General features: G+C 71.3%; 18 protein-coding genes. 8 read left to right on the top strand and 10 right to left on the bottom strand.

Translation table 11 applies throughout. The features are described 5' to 3' along the window. Window positions 1-47 precede the first annotated feature (47 nt). Window positions 48-1,190, top strand: a complete 1,143-nt coding sequence (locus AB0G04_RS10890) for a hypothetical protein (protein ID WP_360980084.1) — start codon at window positions 48-50, stop codon at window positions 1,188-1,190. Here the strand turns inward: AB0G04_RS10890 and AB0G04_RS10885 are convergent. Beyond that, window positions 1,174-2,223 carry a YafY family protein gene (locus AB0G04_RS10885; RefSeq protein WP_360980081.1) on the bottom strand — a complete coding sequence of 350 codons (1,050 nt, stop codon included), beginning with the start codon at window positions 2,221-2,223 and terminating at the stop codon, window positions 1,174-1,176. The genes AB0G04_RS10890 and AB0G04_RS10885 overlap by 17 nt on opposite strands. 96 nt (window positions 2,224-2,319) lie before the next feature. On the opposite strand from AB0G04_RS10885, the gene AB0G04_RS10880 reads away from it, so the two are divergent. Further along, window positions 2,320-2,781 carry a VOC family protein gene (locus tag AB0G04_RS10880; RefSeq protein ID WP_360980078.1) on the top strand — a complete coding sequence of 154 codons (462 nt, stop codon included), beginning with the start codon at window positions 2,320-2,322 and terminating at the stop codon, window positions 2,779-2,781. Between the two features lie 65 nt (window positions 2,782-2,846). On the opposite strand, the gene AB0G04_RS10875 is transcribed toward AB0G04_RS10880, so the two are convergent. Continuing rightward, entirely contained in the window at window positions 2,847-3,500 is a 654-nt protein-coding gene (locus tag AB0G04_RS10875; protein ID WP_360980075.1) for an SET domain-containing protein-lysine N-methyltransferase, read from the bottom strand. 732 nt (window positions 3,501-4,232) lie between these two features. Between AB0G04_RS10875 and AB0G04_RS10870 the strand changes: the two genes are divergently transcribed. The 5 genes from AB0G04_RS10870 to AB0G04_RS10850 all read left to right on the top strand — a co-directional run bounded on the left by AB0G04_RS10870 (window position 4,233) and on the right by AB0G04_RS10850 (window position 9,587). After that, entirely contained in the window at window positions 4,233-4,967 is a 735-nt protein-coding gene (locus AB0G04_RS10870) for a methyltransferase domain-containing protein (protein WP_360980072.1), read from the top strand. Window positions 4,968-5,206: 239 nt separating this feature from the next. Then, on the top strand, window positions 5,207-6,631 hold the full coding sequence (locus tag AB0G04_RS10865; protein WP_360980069.1) for a GGDEF domain-containing protein: 1,425 nt from the start codon (window positions 5,207-5,209) through the stop codon (window positions 6,629-6,631). A 183-nt stretch (window positions 6,632-6,814) separates the two neighbouring features. Then, window positions 6,815-7,909, top strand: coding sequence for a tyrosine-type recombinase/integrase (locus AB0G04_RS10860; RefSeq protein WP_360980066.1), 1,095 nt, complete (start codon window positions 6,815-6,817; stop codon window positions 7,907-7,909). Next, entirely contained in the window at window positions 7,906-8,580 is a 675-nt protein-coding gene (locus AB0G04_RS10855) for a maleylpyruvate isomerase family mycothiol-dependent enzyme (protein ID WP_360980063.1), read from the top strand. Before AB0G04_RS10860 ends, AB0G04_RS10855 begins: the two co-directional genes overlap by 4 nt. Before the next feature lie 170 nt (window positions 8,581-8,750). After that, window positions 8,751-9,587, top strand: coding sequence for a DUF1206 domain-containing protein (locus tag AB0G04_RS10850; RefSeq protein ID WP_360980060.1), 837 nt, complete (start codon window positions 8,751-8,753; stop codon window positions 9,585-9,587). Window positions 9,588-10,510: 923 nt separating this feature from the next. Here AB0G04_RS10850 and AB0G04_RS10845 read toward each other — a convergent pair. From AB0G04_RS10845 to AB0G04_RS10835, 3 genes are all read right to left on the bottom strand, one after another. After that, window positions 10,511-10,861: an S-adenosylmethionine decarboxylase gene (locus AB0G04_RS10845; protein ID WP_360980057.1), complete on the bottom strand. Its 351-nt coding sequence runs from the start codon at window positions 10,859-10,861 to the stop codon at window positions 10,511-10,513. A gap of 210 nt (window positions 10,862-11,071) precedes the next feature. Continuing rightward, on the bottom strand, window positions 11,072-11,737 hold the full coding sequence (locus tag AB0G04_RS10840) for a response regulator transcription factor (RefSeq protein WP_360980053.1): 666 nt from the start codon (window positions 11,735-11,737) through the stop codon (window positions 11,072-11,074). Next, window positions 11,734-12,786: a sensor histidine kinase gene (locus tag AB0G04_RS10835; RefSeq protein WP_360980050.1), complete on the bottom strand. Its 1,053-nt coding sequence runs from the start codon at window positions 12,784-12,786 to the stop codon at window positions 11,734-11,736. Before AB0G04_RS10835 ends, AB0G04_RS10840 begins: the two co-directional genes overlap by 4 nt. 133 nt (window positions 12,787-12,919) lie before the next feature. Here AB0G04_RS10835 and AB0G04_RS10830 point away from each other — a divergent pair, with 133 nt between their 5' ends. Then, window positions 12,920-13,648 (top strand): hypothetical protein, encoded by a 729-nt coding sequence (locus AB0G04_RS10830; protein ID WP_360980047.1) that lies wholly within the window; start codon window positions 12,920-12,922, stop codon window positions 13,646-13,648. Here AB0G04_RS10830 and AB0G04_RS10825 read toward each other — a convergent pair. The 5 genes from AB0G04_RS10825 to AB0G04_RS10805 all read right to left on the bottom strand — a co-directional run bounded on the left by AB0G04_RS10825 (window position 13,607) and on the right by AB0G04_RS10805 (window position 18,167). Next, the gene (locus AB0G04_RS10825) at window positions 13,607-14,152 is read right to left on the bottom strand and encodes a hypothetical protein (RefSeq protein WP_360980044.1); all 546 of its coding nucleotides are present in this window, start codon (window positions 14,150-14,152) and stop codon (window positions 13,607-13,609) included. The two genes, AB0G04_RS10830 and AB0G04_RS10825, sit on opposite strands and share 42 nt — an antisense overlap. Window positions 14,153-14,355: 203 nt before the next feature. Further along, window positions 14,356-14,880: a GAF domain-containing protein gene (locus tag AB0G04_RS10820; RefSeq protein WP_360980041.1), complete on the bottom strand. Its 525-nt coding sequence runs from the start codon at window positions 14,878-14,880 to the stop codon at window positions 14,356-14,358. After that, window positions 14,877-15,179: a hypothetical protein gene (locus AB0G04_RS10815; RefSeq protein ID WP_360980038.1), complete on the bottom strand. Its 303-nt coding sequence runs from the start codon at window positions 15,177-15,179 to the stop codon at window positions 14,877-14,879. Before AB0G04_RS10815 ends, AB0G04_RS10820 begins: the two co-directional genes overlap by 4 nt. 78 nt (window positions 15,180-15,257) lie before the next feature. Next, a complete protein-coding gene (locus tag AB0G04_RS10810; RefSeq protein WP_360980035.1) occupies window positions 15,258-16,892 on the bottom strand; it encodes a methyl-accepting chemotaxis protein in 1,635 nt (544 codons plus the stop codon). Between the two features lie 318 nt (window positions 16,893-17,210). Further along, window positions 17,211-18,167: a hypothetical protein gene (locus AB0G04_RS10805; protein WP_360980032.1), complete on the bottom strand. Its 957-nt coding sequence runs from the start codon at window positions 18,165-18,167 to the stop codon at window positions 17,211-17,213. Window positions 18,168-18,169 lie beyond the last annotated feature (2 nt).

The following is an 18,169-nucleotide window of genomic DNA, read 5'->3' as shown; positions in this document are numbered from 1 at the left end:
ACGAATCCGGGCGCGGCATAGCTGACACGGGGCTCTACCCTGCCGTCATGGCACTCTTCGGCGCGATGACGATCAATACCCGCCGGCGGCCGGCCGCCCCGTTCAGTGTGACGGTCGACATCGTCGCACCGGAGCAGGCGAGCACTCATCCGGCCTCGTTCGACGTGCCCGTCCCCGAGGGGGCGGCGGTCCGGGCCGTACCGCTGCTCTCGATCCTGAAAACCGGTGACGAACGGCTGATCGCCGTCGGCGACATCCGGGTGACGGTGCACCGCGACCTGCGGACCACCCTGACCGCCGTGGTGCGCGGTCTGTGGGTGGCCGACGCCGGCGACAGCCCCGCCGGGCCGACCGCCACCAACTGGCGGATGGAGATGAACGACGACCGGCTCACCGACCTGCTCGGCACCACGATCAGAGCGGTGCCGTACGGCAGTCACGCCGACCCGGAAGGCCTGGCCACCGAAATCGCCAAAGCGCACGCCGAGAAGTCCCGCGACGGGATCCGCGCACTGCGGTCGTTCCGGTACTGCATGGAGCACCTGGTCGGCTCCAGCCTGCGCGGCAGCACCCACCGGCTGGAAGCCATCCTCGCCGACGTCGTCGAACTGTCCACCGTGATCGGCCGGGTCGCCGACGAGGCCCGCGAGGCGGCTCGCGGCGGCATGGGCGCCTGGATCACCAACCCGGCCGCCTACCACGCCCAGCGCCGCCTGCAGGACCCGGCACTGCCGGCCCGGCCCGGTGCCCGGCGCGCCAGACGCGCTGCCTGGTTCGCCGTTCTGGACGCCGGGGTACGCCAGTGCCGGGCCATGGAGACCGAGGCGTGCGCCGAGGCCCCGCTGCTGCACAGCCTGCTCAACGCCGCCTCGACGATCGCCGTCACCCGCGAGGCGCAGGCACAGGAGACGTTCAACATGGTCGCGGCCGTCGGCGGCGTCATGTTCGGGGTGCCCGCCCTCATCCTGGCCCTCTACGACGCCTCGGACATCCTGCCGCTGCACACCGGCAACGCCGTGGTGCTGTTGCCGCTGGGCATCGGCGGCCTGATCGCCGCGCTGGTGGCGGCACTGCTGCCGGGTCGCCGCAAGGCCGGCAAGGCACGCCGCTTCGCCGTGGCCCTGGCCGCCGTCCTGACCATGCTGGTGATCCTGGCCAGCGCCGGAACCCTGGTCACCCCGGAGGCCTGACCGGCCCCGCGGGGCGGGCGCCGGCGTCACCCGCGCCGGCCTGTGCACCGATGCGGCCGGCCGCGGTCCGGGCGAACCGCCGGGCCAGATGCGCGAAGGCCTCGGCGAGTTCGTCCGGGCCGACGACCTCGATGTCGGCGTCGTAGCGCGCGAAGGCGGCGGCGAGACCCGGCCATGACCAGGATCCGAGGGTGAGCCGGCAACGGCCGGCGCTGATCTGCTCGACGAGTCCCTCCCGGGTGTGACGGGCCACCGTGCCGGCCGGCAGGTCCAGCAGCACCGTGCCCTGGCAGGGCCACTTCCCGGAGGCGTCATCGGCACCCCGGAAGACCCCGGTGACGTACGCGGCGACGTCCCCGCCCGGCACCTCGCGACGGGTGAAGCGTGGCCCGTTGGGTGTGCGCAGGCTCATCCGGTCGACCCGGAAGGTACGCCAGGCGTCCCGGTCGAGGTCCCACGCGAGCAGATACCAGCGCCCGTCCCAGGTGAACACGTGATGCGGTTCGGCGCGGCGGGCGGGCCTCATGCCGCCGGACCCCTCACCGGATCCGTAGTCGAAGCGCAGGATCTCGCGGTCGCGTACGGCAGCGCTGACGGCCAGCAGCACGTCGCCGTCGACCGGTCCGGCGGGCCTGGTGGCGGGCCGCTCGACGACGGTGACGTCGAGCGCGTCGACGCGGTGGCGCAGCCGGGAAGGCATCACCTGCCGGACGGTGTTCAGCGCCCGTTCGGCGGACTCGGCGAGGCCGCTGCCCGGCGTGGTAGCGGCGATCTGCAGAGCGACAGTGAGAGCGACGGCCTGGTCGTCGTCGAACAACAGCGGAGGCAGTTCGGTACCGGCTCGCAGCCGGTAGCCGCCCTCCGGCCCCTTGACCGCGGCGATGGGATAGCCGAGCTCACGCAGCCGCTCGACGTCGCGCCGCACGGTGCGCAGGCTGATGTCCAGACGTTCGGCCAGCACGGTGCCGGACCAGTCCCGGCGGGTCTGCAGCAACGACAGCAGAGCCAGCAGTCGTGCGGACGTCTTCGGCATGAACCCGATTCTGCCCGCGGTAGGTGCCACACCCTGTCACCTACCGCTGCGAATCTGGAACCCGCACCGATCGAGCACGTCAACAAGGAGTCCCGCATGACTGTCACCACCAGCACTCACCTCAACTTCCGCGGCGACGCCCGGGCGGCGCTGGAGTTCTACCGGTCGGTCTTCGGCGGCCACCTCACCGTCGTGGCGTACGGCGACTTCGGCATGCCGAAGGACCTGCCCGACGCCGACAAGGTCGTCTTCGGGCAGGTCACGGCGGACAACGGGTTCAGCATCATGGCGTACGACGTCCCCAGCCAGGCACCCGCCGCCGTACCGGCCACCGCCACCACCCGCGAGCACGGCATGACCCTGACCGGTGAGCGGTTCTTCGTCTCCGTCCGCGGCGAGACCGCCGACCAGGTCAGCGCGCTGTGGGACAGGCTCGCCGACGGCGCCGAGATCATCGAGAAGTTCGGGCCGTCGCCGTGGGCACCGGGCTTCGGGATGCTGACCGACCGGTTCGGCGTCACCTGGATCCTCGACGTCGCCGTGGCCCACGCCGGCTGACGCATCCGCCTGTCCGGTCCGGGGCCACCGTCCCGGGCCGGACAGGCGGAGATCGCCGGCCTCGCTCACCCGGCGTGGTGGTAGACGATCTGCCAATTGCCCCTGATCACCTTGAGAAGCAGGGACTGATGCCGCCGACCCTTCGCGGTCCGCGCGTCGGCAGAGCACAGCGCCTCCCAGCGCCCGGTGCCGACGAACCATTCGACCTCCGACAACGACACCGGTCCCGCCTCGGCAACCGCGGTGACGAAGGCGTCCCGGCCGCGGACCGCGCGCCCCGCCATCCAGAGAACGGCATCCCGATCGATCAGGGCGGCAAGGAGCCGGCCCGACCTCTCCCGGAGTGCGTGCAGGTAGGCGTCGAGGAAGGTGTCCAGTTCGCGGGCGGTCTCCTCGGTGGCGTCGATGGTGACCGGCTCGCCCCGCGCGATGGGCCGCAACGCGATGTCACACCCGCGTTCGAAGTCCTGACAGCAGGACGGATCGTCGGAGTGGTTCACGAAGCGCGCCGGCGGCGGATAGAGATAGCGGCGACCTCCATAGCTGTGCACGAACAGCTCCTCACCCGCGGGCAGGGCCAGGTAAGCGGCCTCGTCCAGCGGCTGGAGCCGGTACGACACCACGACCTCCCCCGCGGCGAAGTCACGCGCGGCGTAAACGCCGTTGCCGGCCAGGCTTCCGGGCCCGAGGGTCACGTCGTTCACAGCGTCTGTTGGCATCGGCGGCTACCTCGCAGCAGGTTCGTGGAAAAGGTCCGCGACCGGGCGGGTGACCACGGCCCAGCGATATGGCGGCTCCTGGCCAGGGGCAATGCCACAGAACGGGCTGTTCCACCGGCGCAGGTGCGCATCGGTCGGGTCCGGCAGAGACGTCACCTGCAGATAGTGCGATGCCTCGGACGGGCTGATCCCGTAACGGCCGGCCACCATGGCCATTCTCCACGCCCCGATCATCCAGCAGCGGAACCGTGGCCGCGGAACTCCCACCGCGGGATCCGCGGGTGCCTTCTCGACATGACCTGTCGCTCAGCAGATCCCGCGATGTTCCGTACGCCCCCGCCCGGGTAATTACTGGATTATCGATAACAGCAATCCGATAAAGCACGCATGAAGGCTCTGGGCAGCGCCCGGCTTACTCATAGGATAATTACTGTTATCCTATGAGTTCGTTTCAGAGGGTGATCGACGGCTGGTTCACGGCTGAGCGGCACCCGGGCGTCAGCTGTCAGTTGATGTGAGACGCTGCCAGAAGAGCTGAGGCACTCTGGGGTTTCTGCCGGCCAAGTTGAGGCAGAGGCATCCGGCTGAAGGGTGGATAGGACCCGACCCGGCGGATGCTGTCGGCCAGGACCGCGCCGGAGGCGGAAGGCACGCCTTTACATACCAGTTGAGGGCACCTGGACCAGGAGTAAATGCGGTGTAGCGCGAATCAAGGCCTGGCACACTGGCGCGATGTCTACAGACGACGATCTCACCTCGGCGCGCTACGCGGGGATGCGCTGGAACACGCCGCTGTCACAGACCCACGCCGACCTTCTTCTCCAGCGGCTCGGCATTACCGCCGGCGCCCGTGTGGTGGACCTCGGATGCGGCTGGGGCGAACTGTTGCTGCAGGCAGTCAGCGCCGATGCCACCGGCTCGGCAACGGGTACCGGCGTAGACACCGATGACGCAGCCTTGGCGCGCGGCCGTACGCTCGCCGCCGATCGGGCACTCGACAAGCAGGTGACGTTTCTGAAGCAGGAAGCGTCGGCGTGGCGGGAACCTGCGGACCGGGTCTTGTGTATCGGGGCTTCGCACGCGTTAGGAGGCACATCCGCAGCTCTCGAGTCGCTCGCCACCCTCGTCCGGCCAGGCGGCCGTCTGCTGTTCGGTGACGGGTTCTGGGAGCGTCCGCCCACAACAGAGGCGACCGAGATCATCGGCCCGGGAATCATGCCGCTCCCCGATCTCATCGAGCATGCCCGATCGCTGGGCTGGCGAGTCCTGCACATGAGCGTTGCCGACCAGCGGGAATGGGACGACTTCGAGTCAACATGGCTTGCCGGCCGGCAGGCGTGGTTGCTGCGCTGTCCCGAGGATCCGCAAGCGGCCGGCCTCCGGGACGAACTCGATGTCCGGCTACGCGAGTACGTCAGCGTCTACCGCGGCATCTTCGGTTTCGCATACCTCGTACTCGGTCGCTGACGCCTTGAGGCTGATGCCACATCGGGATGCGGTCCTGGCCAGGTAACCGCTGCCAGATCATGAGCTCATGGGGTGCAGCCGAGCTGTCAGAGCGCCGTGATCTTGCCCGTGGTCCAGGCTCTGAGGTATCCCAGATCAGGGACATGATCACGACTCAAGTCTTCTGGCAGACGACAGCTGTGAAACCCTCACCCCCTCGTTGGCGCCGCCGATGAGCTCGCCGACGGCGGGGAGGTGGCATGGACGAATCAGCGGCGGCGCGGTGGCGTGTCCCCGTGCTGTACCTGATCGCCGGCGTGGGAACGATCATTCTGTTCCTCGTTGGCACCCCCCGCACGCAGACGGTCGCCCAGGCTGCGGCAGCCGGGCTGGCCATGGCGGCTGCGCTGATCGGCGTCCGCCGCTGGCAGCGGGATCGTCGGTTCGGCATCACGGTGGCCGCCGGGATGGGGCTGATGGCGGTGGAGATGATCCGCCGTCTGCCACTGCACATCGGCCATGCCAGCAACGGCGACTCCCTGAGCGTGGTGTTCGTCGCGCTGACGTACGTATGCCTTCTCGGCACCGGTATCATGATCGTTTCCCGGCACGCGCCCAACGACCGCGGCGGCATCATCGACGCCACCCTGATCGGCATCGCGGGAGCCGGCCCGGTCTGGGAGATCCTGCTACGCCCGGTGGTGCTGCGCGGCGACGCACCGGCCGGCGGAATCGTCTTCCTGGTGGAGGTCATCGCGCTGCTGGCATACGTCGGAGCACTCATGCACATCTCCACCCGGACCCGGGCGGCCAGGTTCCCGTTGCGTGCGCTCTACATCGCCCAGCTCGCGGCACTGACCGCCTTCATCGCCTCGGTGCGCACCACGGACCCCGCGACCGGCGACCGGGCCGGCTGGATCACCCTGGTCTGGATCATCTGCTACCTCAGCCTGGGCGCCGCCGTCCTGCATCCTTCTTCGGACCGGCTACTTGTGCCGGAGCGCTTCCGGGAGCCGACGCTGTCACTCCGCAAGCTCACCGCGCTCGGCGCGGTGCTGACCGTCGTGCCGCTTGCCGGCAGCGTGCCGCAGCTGCTCGGCGGAACGGCTGACGGTGTGCTGATCATCGTCGGCACCCTCGTCGTCGTTCCGCTCGTGGTACTGCGAATCGGGATGCTCGTGGCGCAGCGAGCTGCGGATCAGCGCACGCTGGCCCGGCTCGCCGCCCACGACGACCTGACCGGCCTGCCCAACCGGCGCACCTTGATGGCGGCGTTGGAGGCGGCGCTGGTCGAGCCGTCGGCCGCGCCGGTCACGCTGCTCTACTGCGACCTGAACGGCTTCAAACCGGTCAACGACACCTTCGGCCACCATGCCGGTGACGAGGTGCTGCGCGTGGTGGCGCTGCGGCTGCAGGACTGCGTACGTCAGGGCGAGACGGTGGCGCGGCTCGGCGGTGACGAGTTCGCCATCGTCTGTGCCGGCCGGGACGAAGCGGAGGCGCAAATCTTGCGCAGCCGGATTGAGCGGGTCGTTGCGGAACCGATCGTCTGGGCCGGTCATGAAATCATCACCGGCGTCACGGTGGGCGTGGCCACCGCCACCGCCGGCACCGACCTGACGGCTCTACTGGCTCAGGCGGACCAGCGCATGTACGCCCGCAAGCGGAGTTCGGCCGCGGCTTGAGTACTGCAACGGCACTCAGCACGAGCCGGCTGCCCGGATCAGCCGCTCACCCCTGCGGATAGGGTGAATATGACCGCTTGTCCGTCGATCCTCAGATCAGGGGGCCTTGATCCGTTGTCCGGTACACCGACTCAGGACACCGTCTTACCGGGACTTCCCGCGACGCGGACCGCGGTCACGACGGTGGACGCCGCTCCCCTGGCCGCGCGGGTTACCCGGATCGCCACTCTGGTCGCCGGCCTGCCCGCGCTGCCCCCCGACGACGGCAGCCGCTACAGCCCGCGCCGACTGACGGTCTCCTGGTTGCTGGAGGCGGAGTCCGTACACACCGAGATCGCCCACGCCCGGGACCTCGGCGCCTTCCTCGACTGGTGTAACCGCGAACGCCTCGACCCGCTCACCGCCCGCCCCACCGACCTGGCCCAGTTCAAGGTCTGGCGCGGCGCCGGCACCGGTGGCACACCGGCGGCGGCCAGCACCGTGGCCCGCGCCCTCGCGTCGATCTCCAGCTGGTACACCCATCTGGTCGCCAACACCGACGGCGGTGTCACCCGCAACCCGGTCGCCGCCGTGAAACGCCCGCCGGTCAACCGGCACACCTCGACCACCGCCGGGCTCACCCTCGACGAGGTCGACGCGCTGCTCGCCGCCGCCGACGCCCAGGCCGGCGCCCGGGCCGCGGCGGCCGGGCGCACCCCCACCGGCCAGGCCCGCTACCTGGCCGCCCTGCGCGACCGGGCCCTGCTGCGCCTGCTCGCCGACCTGGGCCTGCGCATCAGCGAAGCCCTCGACCGTGACCTCGGCGACCTCAGCAACAACGCCGGGCACCGTACGCTGCGGTTCGTCGGCAAGGGCGGTGTGCACCGGGAACGGCCGTTGACCCCGCACAGCCTGCAGGCCCTCGACGAGTACCTGGCGGCCCGCGCGGCTGCCGCCGGGACCACCGCGGACCGGCTCAGCGGCCCGATCTTCGCCACCACCGGAGCCGGCGGCGACGGCCGTCTCGCCGAGCCGAACATCTTCATGACGCTGCGCCGGCTCGCCCGGATCGCCGGCATCGCCTCGGCCGACCGGCTGTCCCCGCACTCGCTGCGGCACGCCTTCGCCACCGGTGCCCGCGAGGCCGGCATCGCCCTCGAAGACGTGCAGGACGCCATGGGTCACGCCGACCCGCGTACCACCCGTCGCTACGACCGCGACCGGCACAACCTGGACCGCGATCCGGCCTTCGTCCTCGGTGCCCGCCGCGCCAGCCGCCGCTCCGGCAACCAGCGGTGAACCTTCCCGCCCGGGCGCTGCGATCGGAAGCCGACGCGTTCGCCGCGGCGCTGCACGACCTGAGCCCGGCCGACTGGCGGCGGCCGACCCGCTGCGCACCGTGGCAGGTCCGCGACCTGGTGGGTCACGTCATTCTCGTGGTCAGCCGCACCACCGACATGATCGCCGACGCGGCACCGGTCACGGCCGACACCACCGCCACCGGCTACTACCGTGCCGACGAGCGATTCAACCCCACTGCCAACACCGATCGGGTACGCAGCGCGCAGTCCCGCGCCGGCACCGGTGACGGCCGTCAGCTCGCCGTCGAGTTCGCCACCACCGTCGGCGCCGCCCTGGCCGCGGCCGCCGCCGAACCAGCGGGTCGTCTGGTCCGGACCCGGCACGGCGACGCGATGCTGCTCACCGACTTCCTCACCACCCGCGTCGTCGAGGTGGCCGTCCACGGACTCGACGTCGCCGACGCCGTCGCCCGCCCGGCGTGGCTGACCGCACCCGCCGCTGAGCTGCTGCAGCAACTGCTGTTCGGCCTGCGGCGGGAGTCGGCGATGAGCGCGCTGGGCTGGGATCCGGTGACGCTGCTGCGCCGGGTCACCGGCCGCGCCCCGGTCACCGCGGCCGACATCGGGCGGCTGACCGAACTGGGGTTGCGCCCGCTGACGCTGAGCTGATCCGTCCGCCCACGACAGTGCGGCCCGGCCTGCCGGGTGTCGCAGATGCAGATCTCGCGGCTGCTGCTGCGAAGCTTGACGACTCTGCGCACCGGCCGGCGACCCACCGGGGCACTGGGGGCGGCGAACGCCGGCGCCGGACCCGGGCCGGCGCCGGCGATGAGCTCGCGATGAGCACCGCACGCCAGCTCGGTCAGGACGCCGGAGACGTCGTCCGGGAGACGACCCACCACAGGCACGTCCAGCTCCTGGGTCGTGGTGGCCTCGCCGCGTATGGCCTGGTGCACTTCACGATCGCCTACCTGGCGGTGCGGATCGCGTTCGGCGCGGGCGGCGCCAAGGCCGACAAGGGGGGCGCGTTGGCGACCTTCGCGGCCCAGTCCGGCGGCCGGGCGCTGCTCTGGGCGGTCGCGGTGGGGTTGGCGATGCTCGTGGTGTGGCGGCTAGGTGAGGCGACGGTGGGTCTGCGGTGGGTCCGACCGCGGGCCAAACGAATCCGTAAGCGGATCGAGAGCGCCGCCACCGCGGTGGTGTTCGCCGTGCTGGCCGTCAGCGCCGGGAAGCTGGCGGCCGGGGCCGGCGCGGGCTCGGACGCCCAGCAGGAAGCGTTCACGGCGCGGGTCCTAGCGCTGCCGTTCGGCCAGTTGCTGGTGGGGGCGGCCGGGGTGGCCCTGATCGCGTTCGGGGGCGTGCAGGTGTACCGCGGAGTGCGCAAGAAGTTCCTCGCTGATCTCGACCTGTCCACCGCCGGCCCCACCGCACGCAAGGTCGCTGTCCGGCTCGGACAGGCCGGCTACCCCGCCGTCGGCGTCACCTACGGCATCATCGGTCTGCTGATCGTCAGCATGGCGGCGACCTACAGCCCGAAAAAGGCCGTCGGGCTCGACGCCGCGCTCACCACCCTCGCCGCGCAGACCCACGGCACCGTCCTGCTTCTCCTCGCCGCCGGCGGGCTGGCCTGCTACGGCCTCTACTGCCTGTTCGACGCCCGCTACCGCCGCGGCTGAACTGAGCTGAACAGCCGGCACACCGGCCGTATCGATCAACGTGATGGCGTTCTCACCCGTATCAAGCCCCGGACCGGTCAGGGGGCGTAGGCGATGTTCTGATCCAGGCCGTAGCCGGGTGGCGATCCGGTGGGACACCCGCGCGGCGACCAGCCGGGCCAGCGGCCTGCGCCAGCCACGACCGGGAATCTGCCCGGCATAGCCGTTGCCCGGCCCGCGCAGCGCGGCGGCCTGCCGGGTCAGGTCGGGAACGAAGTCGGGGATGTGGGCGTACAACGCCCGGGTGTCGGCCGACCCGAGATAGGCGAACGGTGACGACCCGGCCAGCGGGGTCAGCCGCGGCCCTATGAGTGTCATGTTCCGGTAGGCACGGACGTCGAGCATCACCACCGCATGTTCGGCACCGGCGTGGCCGGCCGCGACCGCGAACGTCCGGTACAGCAGCGAACTCACGGTCAGCGACGACCGGGTGCCCCGATACTGCGGCAGCACGGCCACGGTCGCGAAGTCCCAGATCAGCGCGTCGCGCATGCCGTGCGTGTCGACGATCTCGTCGACGCTGCAGCCGATGTACGCCGGCGCGTCGGCGATCGTCTTCACTTCGGCGCCGACGCCGGCGATCACCCGGGTGGCTCCGGCGGGGCGGCCGGTGCGCCGGTCCAGGACGACGAAGAACAGGCTGCGGTTCTCGTACGGGCCGTACTCGGCGGCCATCACGTCGGCGTCGTTGCCGAACGCCGGTTCGAACACGGCTCGTTCGACGGCTCTGCCGACGTCGGCCAGCGGGTGGCCGGGACCGGCGATGACGGTGAGGAAAAGGCCCGGCCGGCCGGGGCGCAGCGGCTGCGGTCGTGGCCCGGTCAGGAAGGACCGGCAGGCTGCGGCCGTGTCCCGCGGCGACAGGCGATATCCCACCGTCATCGTCAGAACTCCTTGGCCACGATTTCGGTGGCCTGGAAGAACCGCCGGGTGAACGCCACCACGTCGGCCGGGTCGAACGCCTTGCACGTGTAGATGTCGACGCTGAAGAACGACAGGGGCTGTTCCCAGGAGTAGAAATGCGTCCCGGAGGTCTCCCAGTGGATCCAGCCGGCCCACCCGTACAGGTCGCTGATGTGGGTCACCGGTTCGATCAGTGTGGTCATCGCCGTGACGTCGGAAAGTTCGGCCAGGTACTGCTTGATGTGCCGATCGGTGATCACGAACGTCGGATAGCCCTCGACCACGAGACGCTGGCGGTGAATGGTCGGGGCGAGGGCGGTGTAGGAAGGCACGGGGTAACGGATCTCTCGTCGAAGGTCAGCCGTGTCTTCACCCACCCGCAGTGTGGTGGCTCGTCTGGTTCCGCACGTTCGCTCACCGGCCGCTGCGGGCGGAGCGTCTCGTACCGCAGCACTGTTTTGTGGATGTCGACTTTCGCGGCGATCTGCATGTCGACGAGCACGACCGGATCCTCGACGGGGCCCCCGCCCCCGTTCCGGAGGCTAGTTCGCGGCGGTGACCAGGCCGGTCTCGTAGGCGACGACGACGAGCTGGGCCCGGTCGCGGGCGTGGAGCTTGGTGAGCAGCCGACCCACGTGCGATTTGACGGTGGCGAGGCTGAGCGTCAGGTGCCCGGCGATGTCGGTGTTCGACAGTCCACGGGCGATCAGGGTGAGAATTTCGCGTTCCCGGTCGGTCACTCCGGCGAGCGTGCGGTGGAACACGTGCGACGGTCGGGGCTGGGCGCCGAACGCGGCGATCAGCCGCCGGGTGACGCTCGGGGCGAGCAGCGCGTCGCCGGCGGCGACGACCCGGATCGCGGCGACCAGGTCGGCGGCGGTGGCGTCCTTGAGCAGGAAGCCGCTGGCGCCGGCACGCAGCGCCGCATACACGTACTCGTCGAGGTCGAACGTGGTCAGGATCAGCACCCGGACGTCGCTGGTCTGCCGGCAGATCTCGGCGGTGGCCTCGATACCGGTCATGTCGGGCATGCTGACGTCCATCAGCACCACGTGCGGCCGCCGGTCCAGCGCCAGGCGGACCGTTTCCCGGCCGGTGCCGGCCTCACCGACCACGGCGAAGCCCGGGGTGGCGTCGAGCAGGACCCGGAAACTGTCGCGCAGCAGCGTCTGGTCATCGGCGACGAGGACCCGGACGGGGCCGGTCACGGCCGGTACGGGATCGTCGCCGTGACCACGAACCCGCCGCCGTCGTACGGGCCGGCGCGCAGGGTGCCGCCGTGGCCGGTGACGCGTTCCCGCATCCCGCGCAGACCGTGCCCGGCACCTTCCGGCGGCACGGTGCCGGTGCCGTCGTCGGCGACCCGGACCGTGACCGAGTCCGCCGACGCGTCGACGGCGACGGTGCAGCGGCTCGCTGCCGCGTGCCGGATCACGTTGGTCAGTGCCTCCTGAACGACGCGGAACACGATGGCACGTACGCCGGACGGCAGATTGTCCTCGCCGTGGATGCTGGACTCCACCCGGATACCGGACTGCTCGGCCCGGCCGGTGAGGGCCCGCAAATCATGATCGTCGCCGCCGCGGAGCAGGCCGACCGTGCGGCGCATCTCCACGAGCGCCTCCCGGCTGGCCGTCTCGATGACCTCCAGCGCGGTGCCGCTCTCCTCCGGCCGCACGCCGGCGACGTGCCGGGCGACGCTGGCCTTCATCGCGATCATGCTGAGGCTGTGGGCGACCGTGTCGTGCACGTCGCGGGCGATGCGCAGCCGTTCCTCGGCCACGGCGCGGGCGGCCCGCTCCTGGAACACCTGCTCGGCGAGGTCGCGGCGGTGCCGGACCAGCCGTCCGGCCAGCCAGGGGACGGCGACGGCCGGCACCGCCACCAGCGGGGCCGCCGGCCACAGCAGACCGAGCGCCGCAGCACCGGCGACGGCGGCGGCGAGCTCCGGGACCGACCGGGACAACGGCAGGCCGACCGCCACCGGGAACTGGGTGAGGGCCACGGCGGCGCACAGCCCCGGTGCGGCGTAGGGCGGGATCACACTGAACGTCAGGACGGCACCGGACGCGGCGAAGGTCACCACCGCCGCGGGCAACGCCCACCGGCGGCGCACCGCGACACTCCCGGCGACGGCGCACACCAGGGCCCACTGCCACCACGCCGGCCGGCCGGTCTCCTGCGCCGCGACGCCGCAGACCGCGAGAACGACCACGGCCGCGGCCGCGTCGGCGGCGAACTCCCGCGTTGCGATCACGGGCCGAGCATATCGAGCCGGGCCTCTGCCGCCATCAGACCGGAGGCCGTCATCCCCCGGTATCGGACGGGCGCTGCAGGAGCGTTCCGTGGCCTGATGCGGCGCACCGGCCGGCGGCGGCAGAGTCCCCGGCATGACCACAGCGACTGCCGAACGTACTCACACTTTTCCCGGCCCGTGGCTGGGCGGCGCTTCCCTGATCGCCGGGCCGGTGCTGCTGCTGGCCGGCGCCCTGCTGCGGCTCGGCGTGCCGTTCTTCTTTCCCGATCAGCTCGATGCCTACCGGCGGCAACCGGCACTCATCGGTACGGCGTACGCGCTGTTGCTGGCCGGCACCATCGTCCTGTGGCCGGGTGTTGTCGCGGTCGCCGCACGGGTCGCGGTCACCCGGCCGGTCTGGGCGGTGTGGGGCGGCTCCCTGGTGATGTTCGGACTGTTCGCCCGAACCTTCCACCACGGCGTCAACACGTTCGCCTTCTCCCTGGCCGGCAGCGGCGGCACGAGCACGGCGGAACAGGCTGTCGGCGCCTACTACCGGTACCCGGAGTGGGTCGTGTCGAGCCTGTCGGTGGCGGTGCTGCTGGGCTGGATCGTGCTGGCGGCCGGCTGCCACCTGTCCGGCACGCTGCGCCTGCCGTCGGCGTTCGCTCTGGCGCTGATGTCGGGCCTGATGGTCGGGGTCCTCAAGGGCAGCACCTGGGCGTCGGCCGTGCAGGTCACCGGCCTGGTCGTGGCGTTCGTGCCGCTGGGTGCGGCACTGCTGCGCGGCGCCACCCGTCCGTCACGGCGCGCGACGGTGCGTACCGTCGTGGTGGTGGTGTCATTCGTGGTGGGTTCGGTCGTTCTCGGTCAGCTCGGCTGACGGCTGAACTGACGGCTGGGCTGACAGCCGCAGCCACGCGGTGACCTGACGGTAGTCGGACGCGGTGAGTCCGAGGTGGGCGTCGACGCGGTGCAGCAGGGCCGGCCCGGGGTGGTAGTCGGCGACCCAGTCACGGTCGGTGTCGGTCAGTTCGTCGTCGAGCCACACGAACGGGCGGCCACCGGCCCGTTCGATGATCGGGAGGGTCTTCCAGTGCGGGCCGTTGCCGCTCGTCCGGTTGTCGTCGGGGAACGCGACGACCGGCAGGCGGGGCAGCCCGAGCCGGGGTGCGATCAACTCGTTGGCGGTGTCCATCCAGGTGGTGGCCCAGATCAGTTCGCCGCCGAGAGCCTGCAGGCGCGGCCCGTCGGCGGGGTCGAGCCGGTGGATCAGCGGATGCCCGCTCGGGTCCGGCGGCGGCGGTCCGGGCGGGGTGCCGGGGCGGGCCCGGAACGGGATCAAGGGCCCGTCGACATCCAGGAAGATCAGCGGGCGGTCGGTCACCTGTGGCACCGTACCGCGGGCCGGCCGGACCGGGCGACGCGTACCTCCCGCTGTGGCGGTCAGCGGATCCCGGCCACGCCCGGCCATGGTGGACGGCCGGGCGTGACCGGTACGCCCTCGCCGCAGGATGGCTCCAGGGTGCACCGGCCGCCTTCTGCCAGGGTGCCGGGCAGGCCGGCTCCGGCTGAGCCGTGAGTGGCAGATCAGGGTGCGATGCGGTGCTCGGCCAGGATGTGCATGGTTTCGGCGGCGCCGGCGGTCAGGACGGCGATGTCGGCTTCGGTGAAGGTGCGGGGCGTGACGTCCAGGACGCAGTGGGCGCCCAGGACGTGGCCGCTGTCGTCGCTCAGCGGCACCCCGGCGTAACTACGGATCGGGGCGATGGCGAACACCGGGTTGCCGGCGTGCGCGGGGTCGGCGGTGCCGTCGGTGATGCAGTACGGCGCGCCGGCGAGCACGGTGTGCGTGCACAGCGCCCATTCGGCCGGGGTGCCCTGCACCTCGCCGATCCAGCCGGGTACGCCGTACTGGCCGATGATGAACTGGGAGCTGTCGAGCACCACCGAGATCATGGACACCGGTGCGTGCAGCAGGCCGGCGGTGCGGGCCGCGACGGCGTCCAGCCGGGCTTGCAGCGTGGTGTCGAAGACGTCGTACCGGGCGATCTGGTGGATGCGGGCGGGTTCGCCGAGCCGGTCGAACAGTTCGTCGGGGGTCAGGGTGTTCATGCGGTGCTCCTGGTGATGGTGTGCGCGGCGGACAGATGGGTGTGCGACGACAGGCGGATCCGCAGGGCCTGGGCGCAGAGCCGGCTGACCGGGTCGAGCCCGTCCATCGCGGTGAGCAGCTGGTGCAGGGCTTCGTCGCTGGTTTCGTCGCCGGACAGGCCCGCGCTCTGCAGCAGTCGTTCCCAGGCGGAACGGGCGGTGTGGCGGTGCACCCGCTGCATGGCCTCGCGGGCGTCGGCCATGGTGGGCCGGCGTAGCCCGTACGCTCCGTTGGCGCTGTCATCGGGGGTGGTGGGCATGGACGCCTCCTGGGTGCGCACGGTCCGTCGAGGTCCGCTGCGGTTGATCCGTCGTGCCGGGCGGCGCGACGGCGCCGGTCAGTGGCGGAAGCTGCCGACCAGGCTTGTCAGGTCGCTGGCCAGGCGGGTCAGGTCGCCGGCGGCCTGCTGGGTGGCCTTGGCACCGTCGGCGGTGGCGTTGGCGACCTCGGCCACCCCGGACACGGTGCGGGCCACATCGGCGCTGCTGGACGCGGCCTCGGCCACCGATCGACTCATCTCCCCGGTGGTCGCCGTCTGTTCCTCCACGGCGGAGGCGATGGTGGTGGTGTAATCGCCGATCTGCCGGATCACGTCGGTGATCTCTCCGATGGCGGTGGCCGCGCTCGCGCTGGAGGTCTGGATGTTGGCGATCCGGGCGGTGATCTCCTCGGTGGCCTTCGCGGTCTGCTGCGCCAGATCCTTGACCTCCCCGGCGACCACTGCGAAACCCTTGCCCAGTTCACCCGCACGGGCGGCCTCGATGGTCGCGTTCAGCGCCAGCAGGTTGGTCTGCTCCGCGATGGTGGTGATCAGCCGGACCACGTCGCCGATCTCGACGCTGGCCGCGCCGAGCGCGGCGACCTGACTGGTGGTGCGCTCGGCGACCACCATCCCGGTCTGCGACACCTCGGCCGCCTTGCCGGCGTTGGAGGCGATCTCGGTGATCGAGGCGCTCATCTGCTCCGCGCCGGCGGCGATGGACTGCACGCCCGCGTTGACCTCTTCACTCGCCGACGTCGCCGTGGTGGCCCGCTGCGCGGCGTCCGCGGCGCCGGCCTGCAGCTGGGTGCTGACGGCGGACAGTTCCTCCGAGGCGCCGGCCAGCGTCACCGCGGACCCGCCGATGGTGGTCACCGCCTGGCGCAGCACGGTGACCGCGGTGTCCAGGGCGCGGCCCATCTGCCCCGGCTCGTCACGTGAGGTCAGCCCGGTGCTGCGGGTCAGATCGTTACCGGCCAGCGCGTCGCACACGGCCTTGACCTTCTGCAACGACCGCACGATCGACCGGGCGACGAGCACGCCCAGCCCCAGCGCGAGCAGCAGCCCCACCACGAGCAGCACGATCGACTGGATCCGGCTGGAATCGTAGGCCGACTGTGCTGCGGCGGCATTGCGGCCGGCGTCGGCGTCCTCGGTCGCGGTCAGGGTGGCGAGGTTCTTGTTGACGGCCTCGATGAGCGGCAGAACCTCGGTGTCGCGGGTATTGGCCCACGCGGCGAGGTCATTGTTGTTACCGTTCGGTATCTGCTTGTTCTCGAGCAGGTCGGCGTAGGCCTGCCACTTCGTCGCCAGATCTTCGATGACGGCGGGGTCACCTGCCGGGTTGCTCTGCCGGTAGGCGGCCAGGCCCGCCTCGACTTCCTGCAGACCGGCGGTGACCGCTTCGGTGAACCGGGTTCTGGCGGCGGCATCCTGCGACAGAGCCTGATTCGCCGCGTCCGCCCGCACCTGGGTCATCGCGCCGTCCACCACTCCGATGGCCCGGATGCTGGCCACGTTGCTGCGGTAGATCAACTGCGCGGACCCGCTGGCCTCACCCAGCGCCGACAGTCCCAGCACCCCGATCAGCAACGCGACCAGCGCCGCGAGTCCCACCGCCGTCAAAATCTTGACACTGACACTGAGGTCGGCCAACGATCGCCGCCCCCGGACCTCAGGCGCCACCGGAACGGCGCCGGCATAGGTACCCATATGGCTTCTCCTCCGCACGCGACAGAAGCAACCCCGCCACTTCGTCGCCGTCGCTTCGCACGGTCAGCCCCCGCCAGCCGCACTACTCCCGATCGGCAACCGTCGGCATCCGCTGAGCCGCCTGTCAGGCCGCCGCACCACGGCACGCACTGTTCGGTGCCCAGCCCAGCGAGCCTTCGCCCACTCAGCGGTCAGGCTGAACGTCCCGCCCCGCCGAACGCGACTCGACCTTTTCTGGTTCCGGACTGCCGAACCTTCAGCAGGACCGATGAGAAGTCGGCGCTGCCGCAAGCGCTGCCGGGTGCCGCAGCGGCCGGGTCAGGTGAGCCGGCAGTCGAGGACGCGCCCGTCCAGGGTGCCGATCGCAAGGCGGCCGACACCCGCGCGGGCCAGCGACAACGGTACGACCGGGTGCCCGCCGACGCGGAGCTGCCGCCGGGAGTGGACGGTGCCGTCGAGGGCCCGCAGGGTCACCAGTTCACCGGAGTCGAACGCGACGTGAACGAAACCGGCGTCCACGTCGAGGGCGGTGGCCTGGTGGCCGGCGGTGAACACCCACCGGGGTTCCCCGGCCGGGTAGGTGCGGCGGATCACGTACGCGTTGCCGGGCAGCAGACCCTGACCGTCGTGGACGGCGCCGGTGTGCACGAGCGCCGGCCCGGCCCGGTCGTGCAGGTAGGCGCCGCATCCGCCGGACAGATGCCCGCCGCGGGCGGTGTCCCACTCGAGCGGGAACAGCGGGCGGACCTGCCCGTGCGGGGTGTCCACGGCCACGACCCATTTGCGCAGCCACGGCTTGTCGCCCCGGCCTTTGAGGAACAGCAGGTCGGGGGCGTACCGGATGTCGAAGTAGTGGTCGATCGCGTCGTAGCGGCCCAGTTCCCGGGCGGTTGCCGGGTCCGGCTGGATCAGGGTGACCTCACCGGCCCAGGCATTCGGGCCGTGTTCGGTGCCGCGCAGTGCCCATTGCCCGTCCGTGCGGGAGGTCATGACCGCGGGAGTCGCGGCCCGGCGGGTCGACCGGACGGTGCCGTCGCCGAGGTCGACCTCCAGCACGACGCTCGGTTCGGGTGCCGGCCGCCGGCCGTGGTGGCTGCGCGGTGGCTGCGTCAGCACGCGTGCGATGTTTCCCGGCGGCGCCACGGCGATCTGGTGACCGGTGCCGTCGATGGGGATCTGCCAGGCCGGGGTGCCGGATCCCGGTGTCCAGCATTCCAGGGCGGCGCCTTCCCGCGCGGCCAGGACCCGGTCGATCCGGGCTCCGGGCGCGGTCACCG

It is taken from the genome of Actinoplanes sp. NPDC023801, from assembly GCF_040639655.1.
In the GTDB taxonomy this organism is placed as follows: domain Bacteria; phylum Actinomycetota; class Actinomycetes; order Mycobacteriales; family Micromonosporaceae; genus Actinoplanes.
The sequence above is the reverse complement of the archived record's forward strand: the minus strand, read 5'-3'. Positions and strand labels throughout refer to the sequence as shown.